The following is a 17,283-nucleotide window of genomic DNA, read 5'->3' on the forward strand; positions in this document are numbered from 1 at the left end:
TTTTTTCCTCTCATCTAAGGGCCCACAAGGGGGCCATCGCGGCGTAGTATGGACTCCAAAACAGGGGTCACTTCCGGCCCTGACAGGGGACCGTCATGAGCCGACTTTTCCGCCGCCCTGGCAGCATTCGCCGCACTCGCAGTCGCTTTTTCGGCACCGGTTTCGCCCTGGCCCTGCTCTGCGTTTCGGCCCAGGCCGCTGAAGGCTTGCAGATGCGTTCCGGCGACCTCAGCCCCCAGCGCTGGCAGGCCCGCCTGCAACTGAACCAGCTCGATGCCACCAGCCCCATGGGCTCGCGCCTGCTGGGCGCCAATCTGCTCGGCGACTACTACCTGACAAGCTCGCTCCTCGGTAGCAATGTCATCGGTGGCGTGCGCGCCACCGGCGGCCTGCTGCTGGGCCCGCTTTCGCTTTTGCAGGGCAATGGCGGCCTGGCCTTGGGCCACAACGGCTCGTCAAACAGCCGCTTGGCCGTGGGCCAGCGCCTGGTGTCCCTGCCGGGGCTGGGCGGCACCGGCCTGGCCGGTGACTACGGCTCCACCCTGTCCTATGTCGGCATCGGCTACACCGGTCAATCGCTGCGAGGCGGCTGGGGTTTCAGCGCCGACCTGGGCCTGGCCGTCTCGGGCCTGGCCGATGGCCTGCGCCTCAACCGCTCGGCACTCAGCCTGGACGAGGGCATTCGGGCGGGGCGCTATCAAGCCGTCCTGCAACTGGGCTTGAGCTACCGCTTCTGACCTTGCCCCAGCGGGGCCATGTGCCCTGGCCGATAATCACCCCCATCCTGAACCTGGGGCAAATTCCTATGAGCGACGTACAACAACGCATCGATGAGCTGGTCAAGAACAACCGCGTCGTGCTGTTCATGAAGGGCACAGCCCAATTCCCGATGTGCGGCTTTTCCGGCCGCGCGATCCAGATCCTCAAGGCCTGCAACGTCAGCGACCTGAAGACCTTCAATGTGCTGGAGGACGAAGAAGTCCGCCAAGGCATCAAGGACTACGCCAACTGGCCCACCATCCCGCAGCTCTACGTGGCCGGCGAATTCGTCGGTGGCTCGGACATCATGATGGAGATGTACCAGGCGGGTGAATTGCAGCAGGTGCTGGGCGGCCAGTGAGTGCTGCCAGGCCACGGCTGGTCGTGGGCATCACCGGTGCCAGTGGTGCGGCCTATGGCTTGCGTCTGCTGCGCCGAGCCCGTGAGTTGGGTGCTGAGACGCACCTCATCGCCACATCGGCCGGCATCCTCAATGTCCACCATGAGCTGGGTCTGTCGCGCGATGCGCTGGAGGCCGAGGCCGACCACAGCCATGCACCCGGCGACATCGGCGCCTGCGTGGCCAGCGGCAGCTTCGCCACGGCCGCCATGGTCGTCGCACCCTGCTCGATGAAGAGCCTGGCCGCCATTGCCCATGGCTTTGGCGACAACCTCCTGACCCGCGCCGCCGACGTGACCTTGAAAGAACGCCGCCGCCTGATCCTGATGGTGCGTGAAACGCCATTGAACCTGGCGCATCTGCGCAATATGACGGCCGTGACCGAAATGGGCGGCATCGTCTTTCCGCCGCTGCCGGCCTTCTATCATCGTCCGCAGACCATAGCCGAACTGATCAACGAAAGCTGCGAACGGGTGCTGGAGCTGGCCGGCCTGGCCGGCGCGGCGCCACAGGCCTGGAACGGCCTGCGCGGCTGAGCATCAGACCTCGCCCGGCATCAGCCACTGGCGGCGCGAGGCGAACACTGCATTGGGGTATTCGGCTCGGCCACGGCTGCCGTTGTAGCGGCCGAGGGCGAGGAACATGTCGCCCTTCTCGCGGTCCAGGTAGTGGCGCAGGATCACGCAGCCGAAGCGCAGATTAGTCTGCATGTGGAAGAGCCGCGAGGCCTGGCCATCGCCGATCACGCGGGTCCAGAAGGGCATCACCTGCATGTAGCCGCGCGCGTCGGCCGTGCTGATGGCGTACTTGCGAAAACCGCTCTCGACCTGGATCAGGCCCAGCACCAGTGCCGGCTCCAGGCCCGCGCGCTTGGCCTCGTACCAGACGGTTTCCAGGAACTCGATGCGCGTCAGCGCCTCGCTCTTGCGCTTCTTGAGCTTGTCGCTCATTACGCCCAGCCACTTCATGTACTCGAGGCGAGGCTCCAGGCTGTCAAAGCGCGGCTTGGGCGGTGCACTGTTGGCGATGGAAGCTGACAGCGCCGAACGCACAGCGTCGGCCAGGGGCTCTTCTATCTGCGCGCCGGCCAGCGCGGGGCGCCACGCCAGCAAGGGCGTGAGCAGCCCGGCGCTGAGCAGGGCGCGTCTTCTCAAACTCATCCGTCTCAGGCCTTGAGGCGCGCCTTCAGGTGCGCGACCACGTCGGCCACGGCCACCTTGCTGGCCTCGGCATCGCGGCGGCCCTGGTATTCCAGCTGGCCTTCCTTCAAGCCACGGTCGGAGATGACCACGCGGTGCGGCACGCCAACCAGTTCCCAATCGGCAAACATCGCACCCGGGCGCTCGCCACGGTCATCCAGCAGCACATCCACGCCCAGCGCCTGCAGCTCGTCATGGAGCCTGACTGCTGCTTCCTTCACGGCCTCGCTGCGGTCCATGCCGATGGGGCACAGCACCACCGAGAACGGCGCAATCGCGTCCGGCCAGATGATGCCGCGCTCGTCGTGGCTCTGCTCGATGGCAGCGCCCAGGATGCGGGTCACGCCGATGCCATAGCAGCCCATCACCATCAGCTGGGGCTTGCCGGTTTCATCGAGATAGGTGGCGTTCATGTCCTTCGAGTACTTGGTACCCAGAAGGAAGACATGGCCCACTTCGATGCCGCGCTGGATGGCCAGCACGCCCTTGCCGTCCGGCGACGGGTCGCCGGCCACGACATTGCGGATGTCGGCAATCACGTCAGGCTCGGGCAGGTCGCGGCCCCAGTTGGCACCAGTGAAGTGGAAGTCTGCCTCGTTGGCGCCACAGACAAAATCACTCATCTGGGCCACGGTGCGATCCGCCACGACCTTGACCGGCTTCTTCAAGCCGATGGCGCCCAGGTAGCCAGGCTTGCAGCCGAAGTGATCTTCGATCTCGGCCACGGTGGCGAAACGGAAGCCGGCCTTCAGCCCGTCCAGCTTGCCGGCCTTCACCTCGTTCAGCTCATGGTCGCCGCGCACCAGCAAGAGCCAGACGGTGGATTTGATGATGTCGCCCGACTCGCTCTTCTCATCGGTGGCCAGCACCAGTGACTTGACGGTCTGCGTCAGCGGCAGGCCCAGCAGCGCGGCAACGTCTTCGCAAGTGCTCTTGCCCGGCGTCGGGGTCTTGGTCAGCGCCTGCGTGGCGGCGCCACGAGCAGCCAGCAAGGCAACGCCTTCGGCCAGCTCGATGTTGGCGGCGTAGTCGCTGGTCGGGCAGTAAACGATGGCGTCTTCGCCGGTGTCGGCAATCACCTGAAACTCGTGCGAGCGGTCGCCGCCGATGGCGCCGGTGTCGGCGGCGACAGCGCGGTACTGCAGACCGAAGCGGTCGAAGATGCGCTGGTAGGCGGCGAACATCGCGTCGTAGCTGACGGTGGCGGTGGCCACGTCACGGTCGAAGGAATAGGCGTCCTTCATCGTGAATTCGCGGCCGCGCATCAGGCCGAAGCGGGGGCGACGCTCGTCCCGGAACTTGGTCTGGATGTGATAGAAATTCTTCGGCAGCTGCTTGTAGCTGCGCAGCTCCTGGCGGGCGATGTCGGTGATCACCTCTTCGCTCGTGGGCTGGATGATGAAGTCGCGGTCGTGGCGGTCTTTCACGCGCAGGAGCTCGGGGCCCATCTTGTCGAAGCGGCCGGTTTCCTGCCACAGCTCGGCGGGCTGCACGACGGGCATCAGAAGCTCGACGGCGCCAGCTCGGTTCATCTCCTCGCGGATGATGCTTTCCACCTTGCGGATCACCCGCAGGCCCATGGGCATGTAGTTGTAGATGCCGGCACCCAGGCGCTTGATCATGCCCGCGCGCATCATCAGCTTGTGGCTGACCACTTCTGCGTCGGCAGGGGCTTCCTTGAGGGTGGAGACGAAGAACTGGGAGGCTTTCATACGGTGCAGCTGGCAAAACTGGCCCCGCGGGGCCAGATGTTCTTGTGAGGGTTAGCGAGGAGAGCGCCGGGACGGCGACCCAATGCAATAATCGATCCAACTATAGATTTGAGGTTGATTATGCTCGACCGTGAAGGCTTCCGCCCCAACGTCGGCATCATCCTGCTCAACCACAGGAACGAAGTGTTCTGGGGCAAACGCATCCGGACGCATTCCTGGCAGTTCCCGCAAGGGGGCATCAAGTACGGCGAGACGCCCGAGCAGGCGATGTACCGCGAGCTCCACGAAGAGGTGGGGCTCACCGACGAGCACGTGCGCATCATTGCGCGTACCCGCGACTGGCTGCGCTACGAGGTGCCTGAGCACTTCATCCGGCGCGACGCACGCGGCCACTACCGCGGCCAGAAGCAGATCTGGTTCCTGCTGCAGATGACCGGTCGCGACAGCGACATGAATCTGCGCGCCACCGACCACCCCGAGTTCGATGCGTGGCGTTGGAACGAATACTGGGTGCCGCTGGAAGCCGTGATCGAGTTCAAACGCGGCGTCTATGAGATGGCGCTGACCGAACTCGCGCGCTACCTGCCGCGCATCAACCATCACAACCGCTATCTGCGCTCAGGCATGAGGCCGCAGCATCGCGAAGCTGGCCCGCGTGAGTCGGACAGCGCGGCCATGCCGCTGGGCGGCAATGAGCAAGCGGTGGCGCCGGCCACGGATGACTTGAAGCCTTAGGGGCTCGCGCGCCAAAGGCCGGTCCTGGCTAGGCAAGGACCAGGTTGTTCTTGTGAATCAGCTCTGGCTCGGCTGCATAGCCGAGCACCCGCTCGAACTCGCTCGATGGTTTGCGCGCTATCAGGCGGGCCTCGGCGCTGGAGTAGTTCGTCAGGCCGCGAGCCAGCTCATGGCCCGACGCATCGCGCACGGCGATCACGTCGCCGCGATGGAACTCGCCCTGAACATCGACAACCCCGATAGGCAAGAGACTCTTGCCCTCGCCTTGCAGCTTGGCTGCCGCACCCGCGTCCACGGTAACCGCACCACGCATCTGCAGGTGATCGACCATCCACTGCTTGCGAGCCGCCAGCTTCTGCGTGCTGGCAAGCAGCGCCGTGCCGATGGCCTCGCCCGCGGCAAGCCGCAGCAGGACATCGGGCTCACGCCCCCAGGCGATCACGGTAGAAGCGCCGCTGCCGGCCGCTCGCTTGGCAGCCAGGATCTTGGTGATCATGCCGCCGCGGCCCAGCGATGAGCCCGCACCACCGGCCATCTGCTCCAGCTCCGGTGTGCCGGCAATGGCCTCGTCGATGAAGCGGGCGCTTGGATCCTTCCGCGGGTCGGCCGAATACAGGCCCTTCTGGTCGGTCAGGATGACCAGGGCATCGGCTTCAACGAGATTGGCGACCAGGGCGCCTAGCGTGTCGTTGTCACCGAACTTGATTTCGTCGTTGACGACGGTGTCATTCTCATTGATGACCGGCAGCACGCGGTGCTGCAGGAGCGTGAGCAGCGTAGAACGCGCGTTCAGGTAGCGCTCACGGTCGGCCAGGTCGGCATGGGTGAGCAGCACTTGCGCGCTGCCCATGCCCTGCTCGCGCAGCTTGGTCTCATACATCTGGGCCAGGCCCATCTGCCCGACGGCCGCTGCGGCTTGCAGCTCATGAACCTCTTTCGGCCGAGTGGCCCAACCCAGGCGCTTCATGCCTTCGGCGATGGCGCCACTGGATACCATCACCAGCTCGCGCCCCTCGCTGGCCAGCTGGGCCAGTTGTCGGCACCAGTTGGCAATGGCCTCGGCATCGACGCCGCGGCCCTCATTGGTGACCAGGCTGGAGCCGACCTTGACGACGATGCGGCGCGCGTCTTTCAACACCGAGGCTGCCATCAGACCGCCCCTTGATCACCGCCCTCCGGAGCGGCAAAGCGGACGTCTGGCTCGACATGGCGGTATTGCGCGGCGGCCACATGCTCGTAGATCGCGTGGATCAGCGGCTGGCAGCCTTCGCGTGTCAGCGCCGAGATCTCGAAGACCGGGCCCTTCCACTTGTAGCGCTTGACGAAGTCCTTGACGCGCGCCGCACGTTCTTCTGCCGGCACCATGTCCAGCTTGTTCAGCACCAGCCAGCGCGGTTTGTCGTAGAGCTCCTGGTCGTACTTCTTCAGCTCGGCCACGATGGCCTTGGCTTCGGCGACCGGATCCACCTCGGGATCGAACGGCGCCAGGTCGACCACATGCAGCAGCAACCGCGTGCGCTGCAGGTGGCGCAGGAATTGATGGCCAAGGCCTGCGCCTTCGGAGGCACCTTCGATCAGGCCGGGAATGTCGGCGACCACAAAGCTCTTCTCTGGCGCCACGCGCACCACGCCCAGGTTCGGGTGCAGCGTCGTGAACGGATAGTCGGCAATCTTGGGACGGGCGTTCGAGACGGCCGTGATCAGCGTGGACTTGCCGGCATTGGGCTGACCGAGCAGACCGACGTCGGCCAGGACACGCAGCTCCAGCTTGACCTTCTTGGCTTCGCCAGGCCAGCCGGGCGTCTTCTGACGCGGGGCGCGGTTGGTGCTGGTCTTGAAATGCAGATTGCCGAAGCCGCCGTCGCCGCCCTTGAGCAGCAGCACCTTCACATCCGGCTCGAGCAGCTCTGCAATGATCTGTTCGGTTTCGACGTCGCGGATGATGGTACCCACCGGCATGCGCAGCACGATGTCTTCAGCGGCAGCGCCGAACTGGTCGGAACCGCGGCCGGCCTCGCCGTTGCGAGCCTCATGGCGACGCGCATAGCGGTAGTCGATCAGGGTATTGAGGTTCAGGTCGGCCATCGCATAGACACTGCCGCCCCGGCCGCCGTCACCGCCGTCGGGACCACCGAAGGGAATGAACTTTTCGCGCCGGAAACTGGCACAGCCGGCACCACCATTGCCGGCCACGATGTCGATGGTGGCTTCGTCGACGAACTTCATACGCTTGCTTTTCGAGCCCGATGGGCCATGGTAAGCCAGACCTTCAAAAAGGCCAGGCTCGACGCAGCCGTAAAAAACAAAGCCCCGGACGATGCCGGGGCTCTTGCTTCACGATGCGGCCGGCTGCTGCCACCGCATCATGCCCGCTGAATCTTGGAGATTCAGGCCGGCGTGACGAAAACCGTCTGACGGTTCTTTTCACCCTTGATGGCGAACGACACTTGGCCGTCAACCAGCGCGAACAGCGTGTGGTCCTTGCCCATGCCGACATTGGTGCCTGCGTGGAACTTGGTACCGCGCTGACGCACGATGATCGAACCTGCCGAGATCAGCTGGCCACCGAAGGCCTTGACGCCCAGCATCTTGGGTTTGGAGTCGCGGCCGTTCCGTGTGGAACCGCCGCCCTTTTTCTGTGCCATGGATTAGCTCCTTGAAACTGTTGGCGAAGAAGACGGGGCGTTTCGCTTAGGCGTTCACCGCGCTGATTTGCAGCTCGGTGAAGTTCTGGCGATGGCCTTGACTCTTCTTGTAGTGCTTACGACGGCGCAGCTTGAAGATGCGCACTTTGTCGTGCCTACCGTGAGCCACAACCGTGGCGGTAATGCTTGCACCAGCAACCAAGGGAGTGCCAATCTTCAGATCCGCGCCGCTACCGACGGCGAGAACTTGGTCGATCACAATCTCTTGGCCAACATCCGCAGCAATCTGTTCTATCTTGATCTTTTCGCCAGCAGCAACTTTGTATTGCTTGCCGCCGGTTTTTATGACCGCGTACATATCAGCCCTTTCAACATTAATCGCCCGTGCCGCTACCCTGCCAATCGAAGTCGGCGGCCTCGGCACGAGACCCTCTCAACGCCCTTCATCGAGCGCAGAGCCCGCGAGTGTAGCAGTTTCGCAAAACAAGGGCAAACCCTGTGAAAGCGGCACATCGCTGCCTCGGCCTGCTTGACCAAGGGCACAGGGCTGATGGAAAGCTGTTTCTATAATCTCGACTTCATTTCATTGAGAGCAAAGAGTGCAAGCCGCGTCAGCCTCGCCCCTTTCCCCTGTCGCCGAGGTCCTCGCCGCGTTGAGCGCAGAAATGCTCGAGGTTGATGCCGTCATTGCCCGGCGACTCAAGTCGGACGTGGCGCTGATCAACCAGATCGGCAGCTACATCGTCCACGCGGGCGGCAAGCGCATGCGGCCCAAGCTGGTGCTGCTGTTCGCGAATGCACTGGGCTATCAGGAAAACGCCCGCTTCGAGCTGGCCGCGGTCGTTGAATTCATTCACACCGCGACCCTTCTGCACGACGACGTCGTCGACGAGTCCTCCCTGCGGCGCGGCAAGGCCACGGCCAATGCGCTGTTCGGCAATGCGGCAAGCGTGCTGGTCGGTGACTTCCTTTACTCGCGCGCCTTCCAGATGATGGTGTCGGTTGACCGGATGCGCGTGCTGGAGGTGCTGGCCGAAGCGACCAATGTGATCGCCGAAGGCGAGGTCCTGCAGCTGATGAATATGCACGACCCCGACGTGTCGGTGGAAAGCTATCTGCGCGTGATTCGCTACAAGACCGCCAAGCTGTTCGAGGCCAGCGCGCGGCTGGGCGCCGTGCTGGCGGATGCAAACCCCGAGATCGAAGAAGCCTGCGCAGCCTATGGTCGCAGCCTGGGCACCGCCTTCCAACTTATCGACGATCTGCTGGACTACGAAGGCGATTCACATGAGCTCGGCAAGAACGTTGGCGACGACCTGCGCGAAGGCAAGCCCACGTTGCCGCTGCTGATCGCCATGGAACGCGGGAACGCTGAACAGCGCCAGCTGATCCGCCACGCCATCGAGCATGGCGAAGTCGAGCGACTCGGCGAGATCGTGCAGATCGTTCGTGGCACCGGAGCGATTGAAGCCACCCGCCTGGCCGCACGCGCCGAAGCCCAGAAGGCGCGTGACGCAATAAATGCACTGCCTCTCAATAAGTGGCGCGAATCTCTGCTAGAATTCGCAATTCAGTCAGTTGAGCGAACTTCTTGATCTTCCATGAAGACGCTTGATTGAAGAGATTGAAAGCTTGATGCCTTCTCCAGGCGGTCATGCTTTGTAAATCGGGGTGTAGCTTAGCCTGGTAGAGCGCTACGTTCGGGACGTAGAGGCCGGAGGTTCGAATCCTCTCACCCCGACCAACATCTCTTCAAATCACTGACTTTGGCTCCGGCGCCCGCGCGCCGCCTGGCCCACTCGCTCCCACTGTTCTGTCTCAGTCCGACCCAATTCGAACGACCAGGCACGCCCTCCAAGGGCCTGGCCCGCGGTAGTCGCATCTGCACGACAAGGCACAGGCTTGTGCGCACACTGTCACACCCAGGCGTCGCACCCGGGAAAAAGCTCGGTTTACAGTGTGAAATCGATGGGTCATGATGACCCGCTTTCATTGAACATGCGGGTTGTTTCCCGCCTAGCAAGCGCTTGCACGTGGACATCACTTTGGCCGAGTCGACCCATTCCTCCCTTTCAGGGGTCGCGCGCGTGCTCGTCCACGCCGGCAAGCTGCCGGCCAAGACCGCCGAAGACCTGGTTCGCCAGGCCCGTGAGAAGAAGATCAGCTTCGTCAACGCGCTGATGGCCGCCTCTGCGCTTTCGGCGGTCGATCTGGCGCACACGCTGTCGCACGCGCTGGCACTGCCGGTCATGGACCTGAACGCGGTGGACGCCCAGCGGCTGCCGCAGAACATCATCGAAGCCAAGCTGGCGCACCAGTACCAGGTGGTGGTACTGGGCCGCCGCGGCAACCGGCTCTTCATTGGCGGCGCCGACCCGACCGATCAGGAAGTCGTTGAGCGCATCAAGTTCGCCACCCAGCTCTCGCCCGAGTGGGTCATCATCGAGCACGACAAGCTCAGCAAGATGCTGCAAGGCTCAGGGTCGAGCGCCAGCGAGCAGCTGGAGTCGATTGCCGGCGGCGACTTTGAGTTCGATGTCGCTGAGGAAGACCCTGCGGCGCAGCAGGAAGCGGCCGACATCGCCACCGACGTCGAAGACGCACCGGTCGTGCGCTTCCTGCAGAAGATGCTGATCGACGCGATCAATCTGCGCGCATCCGACCTGCACTTCGAACCCTACGAGTACCACTACCGCGTCCGCTTCCGCGTGGACGGCGAGCTGCGCGAAATCACCCAGCCGCCGATCGCCATCAAGGACAAGCTGTCCTCCCGCATCAAGGTCATTTCGCGCCTGGACATTGCCGAGCGCCGCGTGCCGCAAGACGGCCGGATGAAGCTCAAGTTCGGCGCCAAGGCGATCGACTTCCGGGTCAGCACCCTGCCGACGCTGTTCGGCGAGAAGATCGTGATCCGGATTCTCGATCCGTCTTCCGCCAAGCTGGGCATCGAGGCCCTGGGCTACGAGAAGATCGAGAAGGACCGGTTGCTCGCCTGCATCTTCAGGCCCTATGGCATGGTGCTGGTGACCGGCCCGACCGGGTCGGGCAAGACCGTCTCGCTCTATACCTGCCTGAACATCCTCAACCAGCCCGGCGTGAACATCTCCACCGTCGAGGATCCTGCCGAAATCAACTTGCCCGGCATCAACCAGGTCAATGTCAACGACAAGGCAGGCCTGACCTTCTCTGCCGCGCTGAAGTCATTCCTGCGCCAGGATCCGGACATCATCATGGTCGGCGAAATCCGCGACCTCGAAACGGCCGACATCGCCATCAAGGCTGCGCAGACCGGCCACATGGTCATGTCGACGCTGCACACCAATGACGCTCCCACCACGCTGACCCGCCTGATGAACATGGGCGTGGCCCCGTTCAACATCGCCTCCAGCGTGCTGCTGATCACGGCGCAGCGTCTGACGCGCCGCCTGTGCGAGAACTGCAAGACACCGGCTGACTATCCGCGCGACGCGCTGATACGCGCCGGCTACGCCGAAGAAGATCTGGATGGCAGTTGGCGGCCGTACCGCGCCGTCGGTTGCGGAAGTTGCAACAACGGTTACCGTGGGCGGGTAGGCATTTACCAAGTGATGCCGGTGACCGAGCCCATCCAACGCATCATCCTGACCCAGGGCACGGCCATCGACATCGCCGTCCAGGCGGAGAGCGAGGGCGTGCGCGACTTGCGCAAGTCGGGCCTGGTCAAGGTGCGTGCCGGCGTGACCACGCTGGAAGAAGTGCTCGCGGCCACCAATGAATAAATCGCAGGCGCGCATCCGCCGCCTGCCAGGGCCCCCGCCCAGGAGTAACTATGGCAACTAGTGCATCGGCAGCAGCCAAGGTCAAGGACTTCGTCTTCGAGTGGGAGGGCAAGGACCGCAATGGCAAGATCGTCCGCGGCGAACTCCGTGCCGGCGGCGAAGCCATGGTCAGCGCCACGCTGCGTCGGCAGGGCATCCTGGTCAGCAAGGTCAAGAAGCGCCGCGCCAGCGGTGGCAAGGCGATCAAGCAGAAGGACATTGCCGTCTTCACCCGCCAGCTGGCCACGATGATGCGAGCCGGTGTGCCACTTCTGCAGTCCTTCGACATCGTCGCCCGCGGCAGCACCAACCCTCGCCTGACGCGTCTGCTGAACGAGATCCGCCAGGACGTCGAGACCGGCACCAGCCTGTCCTCATCGTTCCGCAAGCATCCGATGTACTTCGACGCGCTCTACTGCAACCTGGTCGAGGCTGGTGAGTCGGGCGGTATCCTGGAAGCGCTGCTGGACCGCCTGGCGATGTACCAGGAAAAGACGGTCGCCCTGAAGAACAAGATCAAGTCGGCACTGACCTACCCGATTGCGGTGGGTGTGGTGGCCTTCATCGTGGTCGCCGTGATCATGATCTTCGTCGTGCCGGCGTTCGAAGACGTGTTCAAGTCCTTCGGCGCCGACCTGCCAGCGCCCACGCTGTTCATCATCGCGCTGTCCAAGTTCTTCGTCGGCTACTGGTGGCTGATCTTTGGCAGCATCGGCGGCGGCGGCTACTTCTTCATGCAGACCTGGAAACGCTCGGAGAAGATGCAGAAGGCCATGGACCGCCTGATGCTCAAGATCCCTGTCTTCGGCGACCTGCTCTACAAGTCGGCCGTGGCGCGCTGGACGCGCACGCTGTCCACGATGTTTGCAGCCGGCGTTCCGCTGGTGGAAGCGCTCGACTCAGTGGGTGGCGCCTCGGGCAATGCGGTGTTCAGCGAAGCCACCGAGAAGATTCAACGCGACGTCTCGACCGGCGCGGCACTGACGACTTCCATGCAGTCGACCGGCATCTTTCCGACCATGGTGCTGCAGATGGCCGCCATCGGTGAAGAGTCGGGTTCGCTGGACCACATGCTGTCCAAGTCGGCCGAGTTCTATGAAGACGAAGTGGATGAAGCGGTCAAGGCACTGTCCAGCCTGATGGAGCCCATCATCATCGTCTTCCTGGGCACCATCATCGGCGGCATCGTGGTCTCCATGTACCTGCCAATCTTCAAGCTCGGTCAGGTGGTTTGATGATTGCAGATTACGCCTGGCTCCTCTCACCGGCCGCCCTTTTCGTCCTGGGCCTTTGCATCGGCAGCTTTCTCAACGTCGTCATCCATCGCCTGCCCCTGATGATGGAGCGGCAGTGGTTCGGCGACGCCGCGGCGCAGCTGGCCGAGTCCGAGCCGGTCCAGAAGATTGCCGCGCTCGGCAAGCCAGAAGCCGACAAGTTGGCCAGCGCGGCTTCTGCCCTCGTCAAGAAGCTTGAAGCGCTGCCGGCGCTGACGCTGTCAAAGCCCCGCTCTCGCTGCCCGCATTGCGGACACCAATTGGCCTGGCACGAGAACGTGCCCTTGCTCGGCTGGCTGCGCCTGGGCGGCCGCTGCGCCAAGTGCAAGGCGCCGATCTCCAAGCGCTATCCACTGATCGAGCTGACGACGGGCCTGATGTTTGCCGCCCTGTCCTGGCGCTTTGGCGCCCAACCCACCACCCTGCTGTGGTGCGCCTTCGCGGCCACCCTGCTGGCACTCGCCGCCATCGACTGGGACACCACCCTGCTTCCCGACTCGCTCAACCAGCCGCTGCTGTGGGCCGGCTTGCTGGCTTCGCACCTGGGCTTGACTCTTGTGCCAATGCATGAGGCCCTGGCGGGCGCGCTCGTGGGCTATCTCTCGCTCTGGTCGGTGTACTGGGTATTCAAGCTGGCCACCGGCAAGGAAGGCATGGGCTATGGCGACTTCAAGCTGCTGGCCGCGCTGGGCGCCTGGCTGGGCTGGAAGATGGTCCTGCCCATCGTGCTGGGGGCTTCGGTGATCGGTGCCATGGTCGGCATCGGCATGAAGATGTCCAGCGCCCTACGTGAAGGGCGCTACGTGCCCTTCGGCCCCTTCCTCGCGGGCGGCGGCTTCGTTGTGCTGTTCGCGGGCTCAGAGCGCGTGCTGGGCTGGCTGGGCTGGGTCTGATGCCCGGCCCGCGTGGTGCCGGGCAAGCCATGCGAATCGGCCTGACCGGCGGCATCGGGAGCGGCAAGAGCACCGTCTCACGTTGCTGGCAGGCACTCGGTGCCACCGTCATCGACAGCGACGCCATCGCCCGTGAATTGACGCTGGCCGGCGGCGCGGCCATGCCACTTATCGTGGCCGAGTTCGGAGCCTCCATGCAGGCTGCCGACGGCGCACTGGACCGCCTGCGCATGCGTGAGCTGGCCTTCGCCGAGCCCGGTGCACGCCAGCGCCTGGAGTCCATCCTCCACCCCTTGATTGGCATTGAAACCGAAGTCCGCGCACAGGCATCGACCAGCGACTTCATCGTCTTCGACGTGCCCTTGCTGGTCGAGTCCGGTCGCTGGCGCCGCAAGGTCGAACGCGTGCTGGTGGTCGACTGCAAGCTGTCGACGCAAGTCGACCGTGTGATGAAACGCTCAGGCTGGGAGCGCGCGGCGGTCGAAGCCGTGATCGCCCAGCAGGCCAGCCGCGCACGCCGCCGGGCGGCGGCCGACGCCGTGATCTACAACGAAGGGCTGTCTCTGGAGCGTTTGCAGCAGCAAATCGAAGGCCTGGCCGCGCATTGGCGGCGGGAAGCCTGAAGATGTTATGAAACAATCGGGCCCATCGCGCGCAGCACCCCGTTTGCCGCAACGCAGCTGTTGAGGAATGGCCCCCTTGGTCCTATACGAATACCCGTTCAACGAGAGCATCCGTACGATGCTGCGTCTGGAACACCTGTTCGACCGCCTGGGGCAGTTGATCCCGCGCGAAACGCCACTGGACCATCACTTCGCGCTGGCCACGATCTTCGAGATCATGGACGTGGCTTCGCGTGCAGACCTCAAGTCCGACCTGCTGAAGGAACTGGAGCGCCACAAGGCCCAGCTCAACAGCTATCGCGGCAACCCGGCCATTGCCGAGGTGGCGCTGGACGAAGTCATTGCACGGATCGACCACGCCTTTGCCGGCATCAACCAGCTCGCCGGCAAGGCCGGCCAGGCCCTGACGGCCAATGAATGGCTGATGAGCATTCGCAGCCGCATCTCCATTCCCGGCGGCACCTGCGAGTTCGACCTGCCGGCCTACTACACCTGGCAGCAGTTCCTGCCGGCGCGTCGTCGCAAGGACTTGATGACCTGGACGCAGTCGCTGATGCCGCTGGCCGAAGGCCTCAACGTGCTGCTGGGCCTGCTGCGCGATTCGGGTTCGCCGCACAAGGTGGCAGCGCAAGGCGGGCAGTTCCAGCAAAGCCTGGGCGCTGGCCGCACCTATCACTTGCTTCGCCTGAAGATCGACCCCAGCCTCGGCCTCGTGCCCGAAATCAGCGGCCATCGGCTGATGGTCTCGGTGCGCTTGATGCGCCAGGACGAAGAGGGTCGCCTGCGGCCTTCGCAACAGGACGCCAGTTTCGAGCTGACGCTTTGTTCATGAGTGAGCCGGTGAACAAGCAGCGCATCGTGCGCTGCCCGACCTGTGCGGGCGACAGCCTCTTCGCGCCCAGCAACATCTGGCGCCCGTTCTGCTCGGAGCGCTGCCGCCAGATCGACCTCGGCGCTTGGGCCAGCGAAGGCTTCCGGGTGGAAGCCAGCCCGCCAACTGACGAGCAGGACCTAGAGCAGTAGGCCCCTGGCCTGCAGCGCTGCTCGCGCGGCGGCCGCGCCGGTGAACAGCTCGGCCTGCCAGCCACAGGCTCTGGCCGCTTCGATGTTCACGGGGTGATCGTCCAGCAGCAGCAGTGACTCGGCCGGCACGCCGAAACGCGTGACCGCCAGCTCGAACACCGCGGCCCGCGGCTTGGAATGTTTGACCCGGCCCGAGAACACACCGCTCTCGAACCAGTCATTCAGCGGATGCAGTTGCTCCAGATGATCGGCCAGCGGTTCGGGCATGTTGGAGAGGAAGAACAGGCGATGACCCGCCCTCTTCAAGTCTTCGATCAACGAGACCGTGCCTGCCTGCAATTGCAGCTCTTGCGGCACTGAATCGACCACCTGCTGCACATCCTCGCGCGGCCAGCCGGTGCGCGCGCTGACACGATCAACCACCGTCGATTCGTCGATCAGACCCTGATCAAACGCGCCCCAGTCGCCGCCATAGTTCTCGAAGAACTGCGCCGCGACCGCAGCGCCGGCTTCCAGATTGGGCACGCGCTCAGGCCAGACGCGCGCCAGAAAACTCGGCGGATGCCAGCGGAACAGCACGCCGCCGAAGTCAAAGACGACGTTGGCCACGCTCAAGCCTTGAGATGCTTCAGGAGGCCGGCTGTCGAGCCGTCCAGGCCCGCTACATCCCCTGACACAAGGCGCGGCAGCAAGGCCGAGCACAGCGCCTTGCCGAGCTCCACGCCCCATTGGTCGAAGCTGTTGATGCCCCAGAGCGCGCCGCTCACGAACACGCGATGTTCATACAGGGCAACCAAGGCGCCGAGCGAGCGCGGGCTCAGTTCATCAAGCACGAAGGTCGTGCTGGGGCGATTGCCAGGGAAGCTGCGGTGGCGGGCCACTGTCTGCGCGTCGAGCGAAGCTGAGGCTGTCGGCGCCTTCTCACCAAGCGCCTCCTCCACCGACTTGCCCTGCATCAGCGCCTGCGACTGCGCCAGGCAATTGGCCAGCAGCTTCTGGTGCTGGTCGTTGAGACGTTCCAGCAGCTCGCCGCTGACACCAAAGCGCGGCGTCTTCACGGCGATGAACTCGACTGGAATCACGTCCGTGCCCTGGTGCAGCATCTGGAAATAGGCATGCTGGCCGTTCGTACCTGCTTCGCCCCAGACGACCGGGCTGGTGGCATATGGCAAGGCCTGCCCCTCGCGGTCCACACCCTTGCCATTGCTCTCCATCTCGAGCTGCTGCAGATAGGCCGGCAGGCGCTTCAGGCCCTGGTGATAAGGCGCGACGCTGCGGCTCGTGAAGCCGTGGAAGTTGCGGTACCAGATGTCGATCAGCGCCAGCAGCACCGGCAGGTTCTGCGCGAGCGGTGCCGAGCGGAAATGCTCGTCCATCGCGTTTGCGCCAGCCAGCAAGGCCCGGAAATTCTCACCGCCGATGGCAATTGCAATCGGCAGGCCGATCACCGACCACAAGGAATAGCGGCCGCCGACCCAGTCCCAGAAACCGAAGGTCGTCGTGATGCCGAATGCGCCGGCCGCCTGCGTGTTGCTGCTGGTGGCGACGAAGTGCTTCGCGATGTCGGTACCGCCCGCCGCCTGGAACCATGCCTTGGCCGCCAGCGCGTTGGCCAGGGTCTCTTGCGTCGTGAAGGTCTTGGAGGCAATGACGAAGAGCGTGCTCGCCGGATTCAGCGCCTGCAGCACCGGGGCCAGGTCATGCCCGTCTACGTTCGACACGAAATGCAGCTTGATGCCGGGCCGGCCATAGGCCTGCAGCGCCTGCACCACCATGGCCGGGCCGAGGTCGCTGCCGCCGATGCCGATGTGGACCACGTCGGTGAAGCCGGCAGCCGGCACGCTGTCGGCGAATGCCAGCATGCGCTCGAGCGACGCCTGCACCTCCGCACCGTGCAAGCCACTGCCTGCCGGCGCGCGCAGCGCCGTGTGCAGGACCGCGCGGCCTTCGGTATGGTTGATGGCCTCGCCGGCAAACATCGCCTCGCGTTGTGACTCAAGCCCGCAGTCCTGTGCCAGTTGCAAGAGCAGCTTCAGCGCGGCGGCGTCGATGCGGTTCTTGGACAGGTCGGCAAAGACCTCGGGCGAGCGCAGTGACCAGTCGGCAAAGCGATCCGGCTCGGTCGCGAAGGCCTGGCGCAAATCAAAGCTGCGGCCGGCGGCTTCGTAATGAGCTTGCAGGGCGCCCCAAGCCGGGCTCTGGTCACAACGCGGGAACTTCATC

At 64.2% G+C, this 17,283-nt stretch carries 19 protein-coding genes and 1 tRNA gene; 12 read left to right on the forward strand and 8 right to left on the reverse strand.

All coding sequences use genetic code 11. The annotated features are described in order from the left end of the window. The first annotated feature begins 95 nt into the window (after positions 1 to 95). From ABT392_RS14420 to ABT392_RS14430, 3 genes are all read left to right on the forward strand, one after another. The gene (locus tag ABT392_RS14420; RefSeq protein WP_334278048.1) at positions 96 to 737 is read left to right on the forward strand and encodes a hypothetical protein; all 642 of its coding nucleotides are present in this window, start codon (positions 96 to 98) and stop codon (positions 735 to 737) included. A gap of 68 nt (positions 738 to 805) precedes the next feature. Beyond that, positions 806 to 1,120, forward strand: coding sequence for a Grx4 family monothiol glutaredoxin (gene grxD / locus ABT392_RS14425; RefSeq protein WP_334278049.1), 315 nt, complete (start codon positions 806 to 808; stop codon positions 1,118 to 1,120). After that, on the forward strand, positions 1,117 to 1,695 hold the full coding sequence (locus tag ABT392_RS14430; protein WP_334278050.1) for a UbiX family flavin prenyltransferase: 579 nt from the start codon (positions 1,117 to 1,119) through the stop codon (positions 1,693 to 1,695). The genes grxD and ABT392_RS14430 overlap by 4 nt, the downstream gene beginning before the upstream one ends. A gap of 3 nt (positions 1,696 to 1,698) precedes the next feature. On the opposite strand, the gene ABT392_RS14435 is transcribed toward ABT392_RS14430, so the two are convergent. Both ABT392_RS14435 and ABT392_RS14440 read right to left on the reverse strand, forming a co-directional pair. Continuing rightward, positions 1,699 to 2,319: a lytic transglycosylase domain-containing protein gene (locus ABT392_RS14435; RefSeq protein ID WP_334278051.1), complete on the reverse strand. Its 621-nt coding sequence runs from the start codon at positions 2,317 to 2,319 to the stop codon at positions 1,699 to 1,701. A gap of 5 nt (positions 2,320 to 2,324) precedes the next feature. Then, a complete protein-coding gene (locus ABT392_RS14440; RefSeq protein ID WP_334278052.1) occupies positions 2,325 to 4,070 on the reverse strand; it encodes a proline--tRNA ligase in 1,746 nt (581 codons plus the stop codon). Between the two features lie 120 nt (positions 4,071 to 4,190). Between ABT392_RS14440 and ABT392_RS14445 the strand changes: the two genes are divergently transcribed. Further along, positions 4,191 to 4,805: an RNA pyrophosphohydrolase gene (locus tag ABT392_RS14445; protein WP_334278053.1), complete on the forward strand. Its 615-nt coding sequence runs from the start codon at positions 4,191 to 4,193 to the stop codon at positions 4,803 to 4,805. 28 nt (positions 4,806 to 4,833) lie between these two features. On the opposite strand, the gene proB is transcribed toward ABT392_RS14445, so the two are convergent. The 4 genes from proB to rplU form a co-directional block, all read right to left on the reverse strand. Beyond that, the gene (gene proB / locus ABT392_RS14450) at positions 4,834 to 5,955 is read right to left on the reverse strand and encodes a glutamate 5-kinase (RefSeq protein ID WP_334278054.1); all 1,122 of its coding nucleotides are present in this window, start codon (positions 5,953 to 5,955) and stop codon (positions 4,834 to 4,836) included. After that, complete coding sequence (cgtA, locus tag ABT392_RS14455) at positions 5,955 to 7,031, reverse strand: Obg family GTPase CgtA (RefSeq protein WP_334278055.1); 1,077 nt, start codon at positions 7,029 to 7,031, stop codon at positions 5,955 to 5,957. The genes proB and cgtA overlap by 1 nt, the downstream gene beginning before the upstream one ends. A 161-nt stretch (positions 7,032 to 7,192) precedes the next feature. Beyond that, the gene (gene rpmA, locus ABT392_RS14460) at positions 7,193 to 7,450 is read right to left on the reverse strand and encodes a 50S ribosomal protein L27 (RefSeq protein WP_282823984.1); all 258 of its coding nucleotides are present in this window, start codon (positions 7,448 to 7,450) and stop codon (positions 7,193 to 7,195) included. A 46-nt stretch (positions 7,451 to 7,496) separates the two neighbouring features. Continuing rightward, positions 7,497 to 7,808, reverse strand: coding sequence for a 50S ribosomal protein L21 (rplU, locus tag ABT392_RS14465; RefSeq protein WP_282823985.1), 312 nt, complete (start codon positions 7,806 to 7,808; stop codon positions 7,497 to 7,499). A gap of 307 nt (positions 7,809 to 8,115) precedes the next feature. On the opposite strand from rplU, the gene ispB reads away from it, so the two are divergent. From ispB to ABT392_RS14505, 8 genes are all read left to right on the forward strand, one after another. Next, complete coding sequence (ispB, locus tag ABT392_RS14470; RefSeq protein WP_334278057.1) at positions 8,116 to 9,045, forward strand: octaprenyl diphosphate synthase; 930 nt, start codon at positions 8,116 to 8,118, stop codon at positions 9,043 to 9,045. Positions 9,046 to 9,117: 72 nt separating this feature from the next. After that, positions 9,118 to 9,194, forward strand: a tRNA-Pro gene (locus ABT392_RS14475). Positions 9,195 to 9,483: 289 nt separating this feature from the next. Next, on the forward strand, positions 9,484 to 11,208 hold the full coding sequence (gene pilB / locus ABT392_RS14480) for a type IV-A pilus assembly ATPase PilB (RefSeq protein WP_334278058.1): 1,725 nt from the start codon (positions 9,484 to 9,486) through the stop codon (positions 11,206 to 11,208). Between the two features lie 50 nt (positions 11,209 to 11,258). Then, positions 11,259 to 12,482 carry a type II secretion system F family protein gene (locus ABT392_RS14485; protein WP_334278059.1) on the forward strand — a complete coding sequence of 408 codons (1,224 nt, stop codon included), beginning with the start codon at positions 11,259 to 11,261 and terminating at the stop codon, positions 12,480 to 12,482. Beyond that, positions 12,482 to 13,414 carry a prepilin peptidase gene (locus ABT392_RS14490; RefSeq protein WP_334278060.1) on the forward strand — a complete coding sequence of 311 codons (933 nt, stop codon included), beginning with the start codon at positions 12,482 to 12,484 and terminating at the stop codon, positions 13,412 to 13,414. Before ABT392_RS14485 ends, ABT392_RS14490 begins: the two co-directional genes overlap by 1 nt. 29 nt (positions 13,415 to 13,443) lie before the next feature. Beyond that, positions 13,444 to 14,037 (forward strand): dephospho-CoA kinase, encoded by a 594-nt coding sequence (gene coaE / locus ABT392_RS14495; protein WP_334278061.1) that lies wholly within the window; start codon positions 13,444 to 13,446, stop codon positions 14,035 to 14,037. 76 nt (positions 14,038 to 14,113) lie between these two features. Then, complete coding sequence (gene zapD, locus ABT392_RS14500) at positions 14,114 to 14,869, forward strand: cell division protein ZapD (RefSeq protein WP_334278062.1); 756 nt, start codon at positions 14,114 to 14,116, stop codon at positions 14,867 to 14,869. Then, positions 14,866 to 15,060 carry a DNA gyrase inhibitor YacG gene (locus ABT392_RS14505; protein ID WP_334278063.1) on the forward strand — a complete coding sequence of 65 codons (195 nt, stop codon included), beginning with the start codon at positions 14,866 to 14,868 and terminating at the stop codon, positions 15,058 to 15,060. The genes zapD and ABT392_RS14505 overlap by 4 nt, the downstream gene beginning before the upstream one ends. On the opposite strand, the gene ABT392_RS14510 is transcribed toward ABT392_RS14505, so the two are convergent. Further along, a complete protein-coding gene (locus ABT392_RS14510; RefSeq protein ID WP_334278453.1) occupies positions 15,049 to 15,669 on the reverse strand; it encodes an HAD family hydrolase in 621 nt (206 codons plus the stop codon). The genes ABT392_RS14505 and ABT392_RS14510 overlap by 12 nt on opposite strands. A 2-nt stretch (positions 15,670 to 15,671) precedes the next feature. Next, a complete protein-coding gene (gene pgi / locus ABT392_RS14515; RefSeq protein WP_334278064.1) occupies positions 15,672 to 17,282 on the reverse strand; it encodes a glucose-6-phosphate isomerase in 1,611 nt (536 codons plus the stop codon). Position 17,283 lies beyond the last annotated feature (1 nt).

Source organism: Paucibacter sp. JuS9 (genome assembly GCF_044043925.2).
GTDB lineage: Bacteria > Pseudomonadota > Gammaproteobacteria > Burkholderiales > Burkholderiaceae_C > JAUASW01.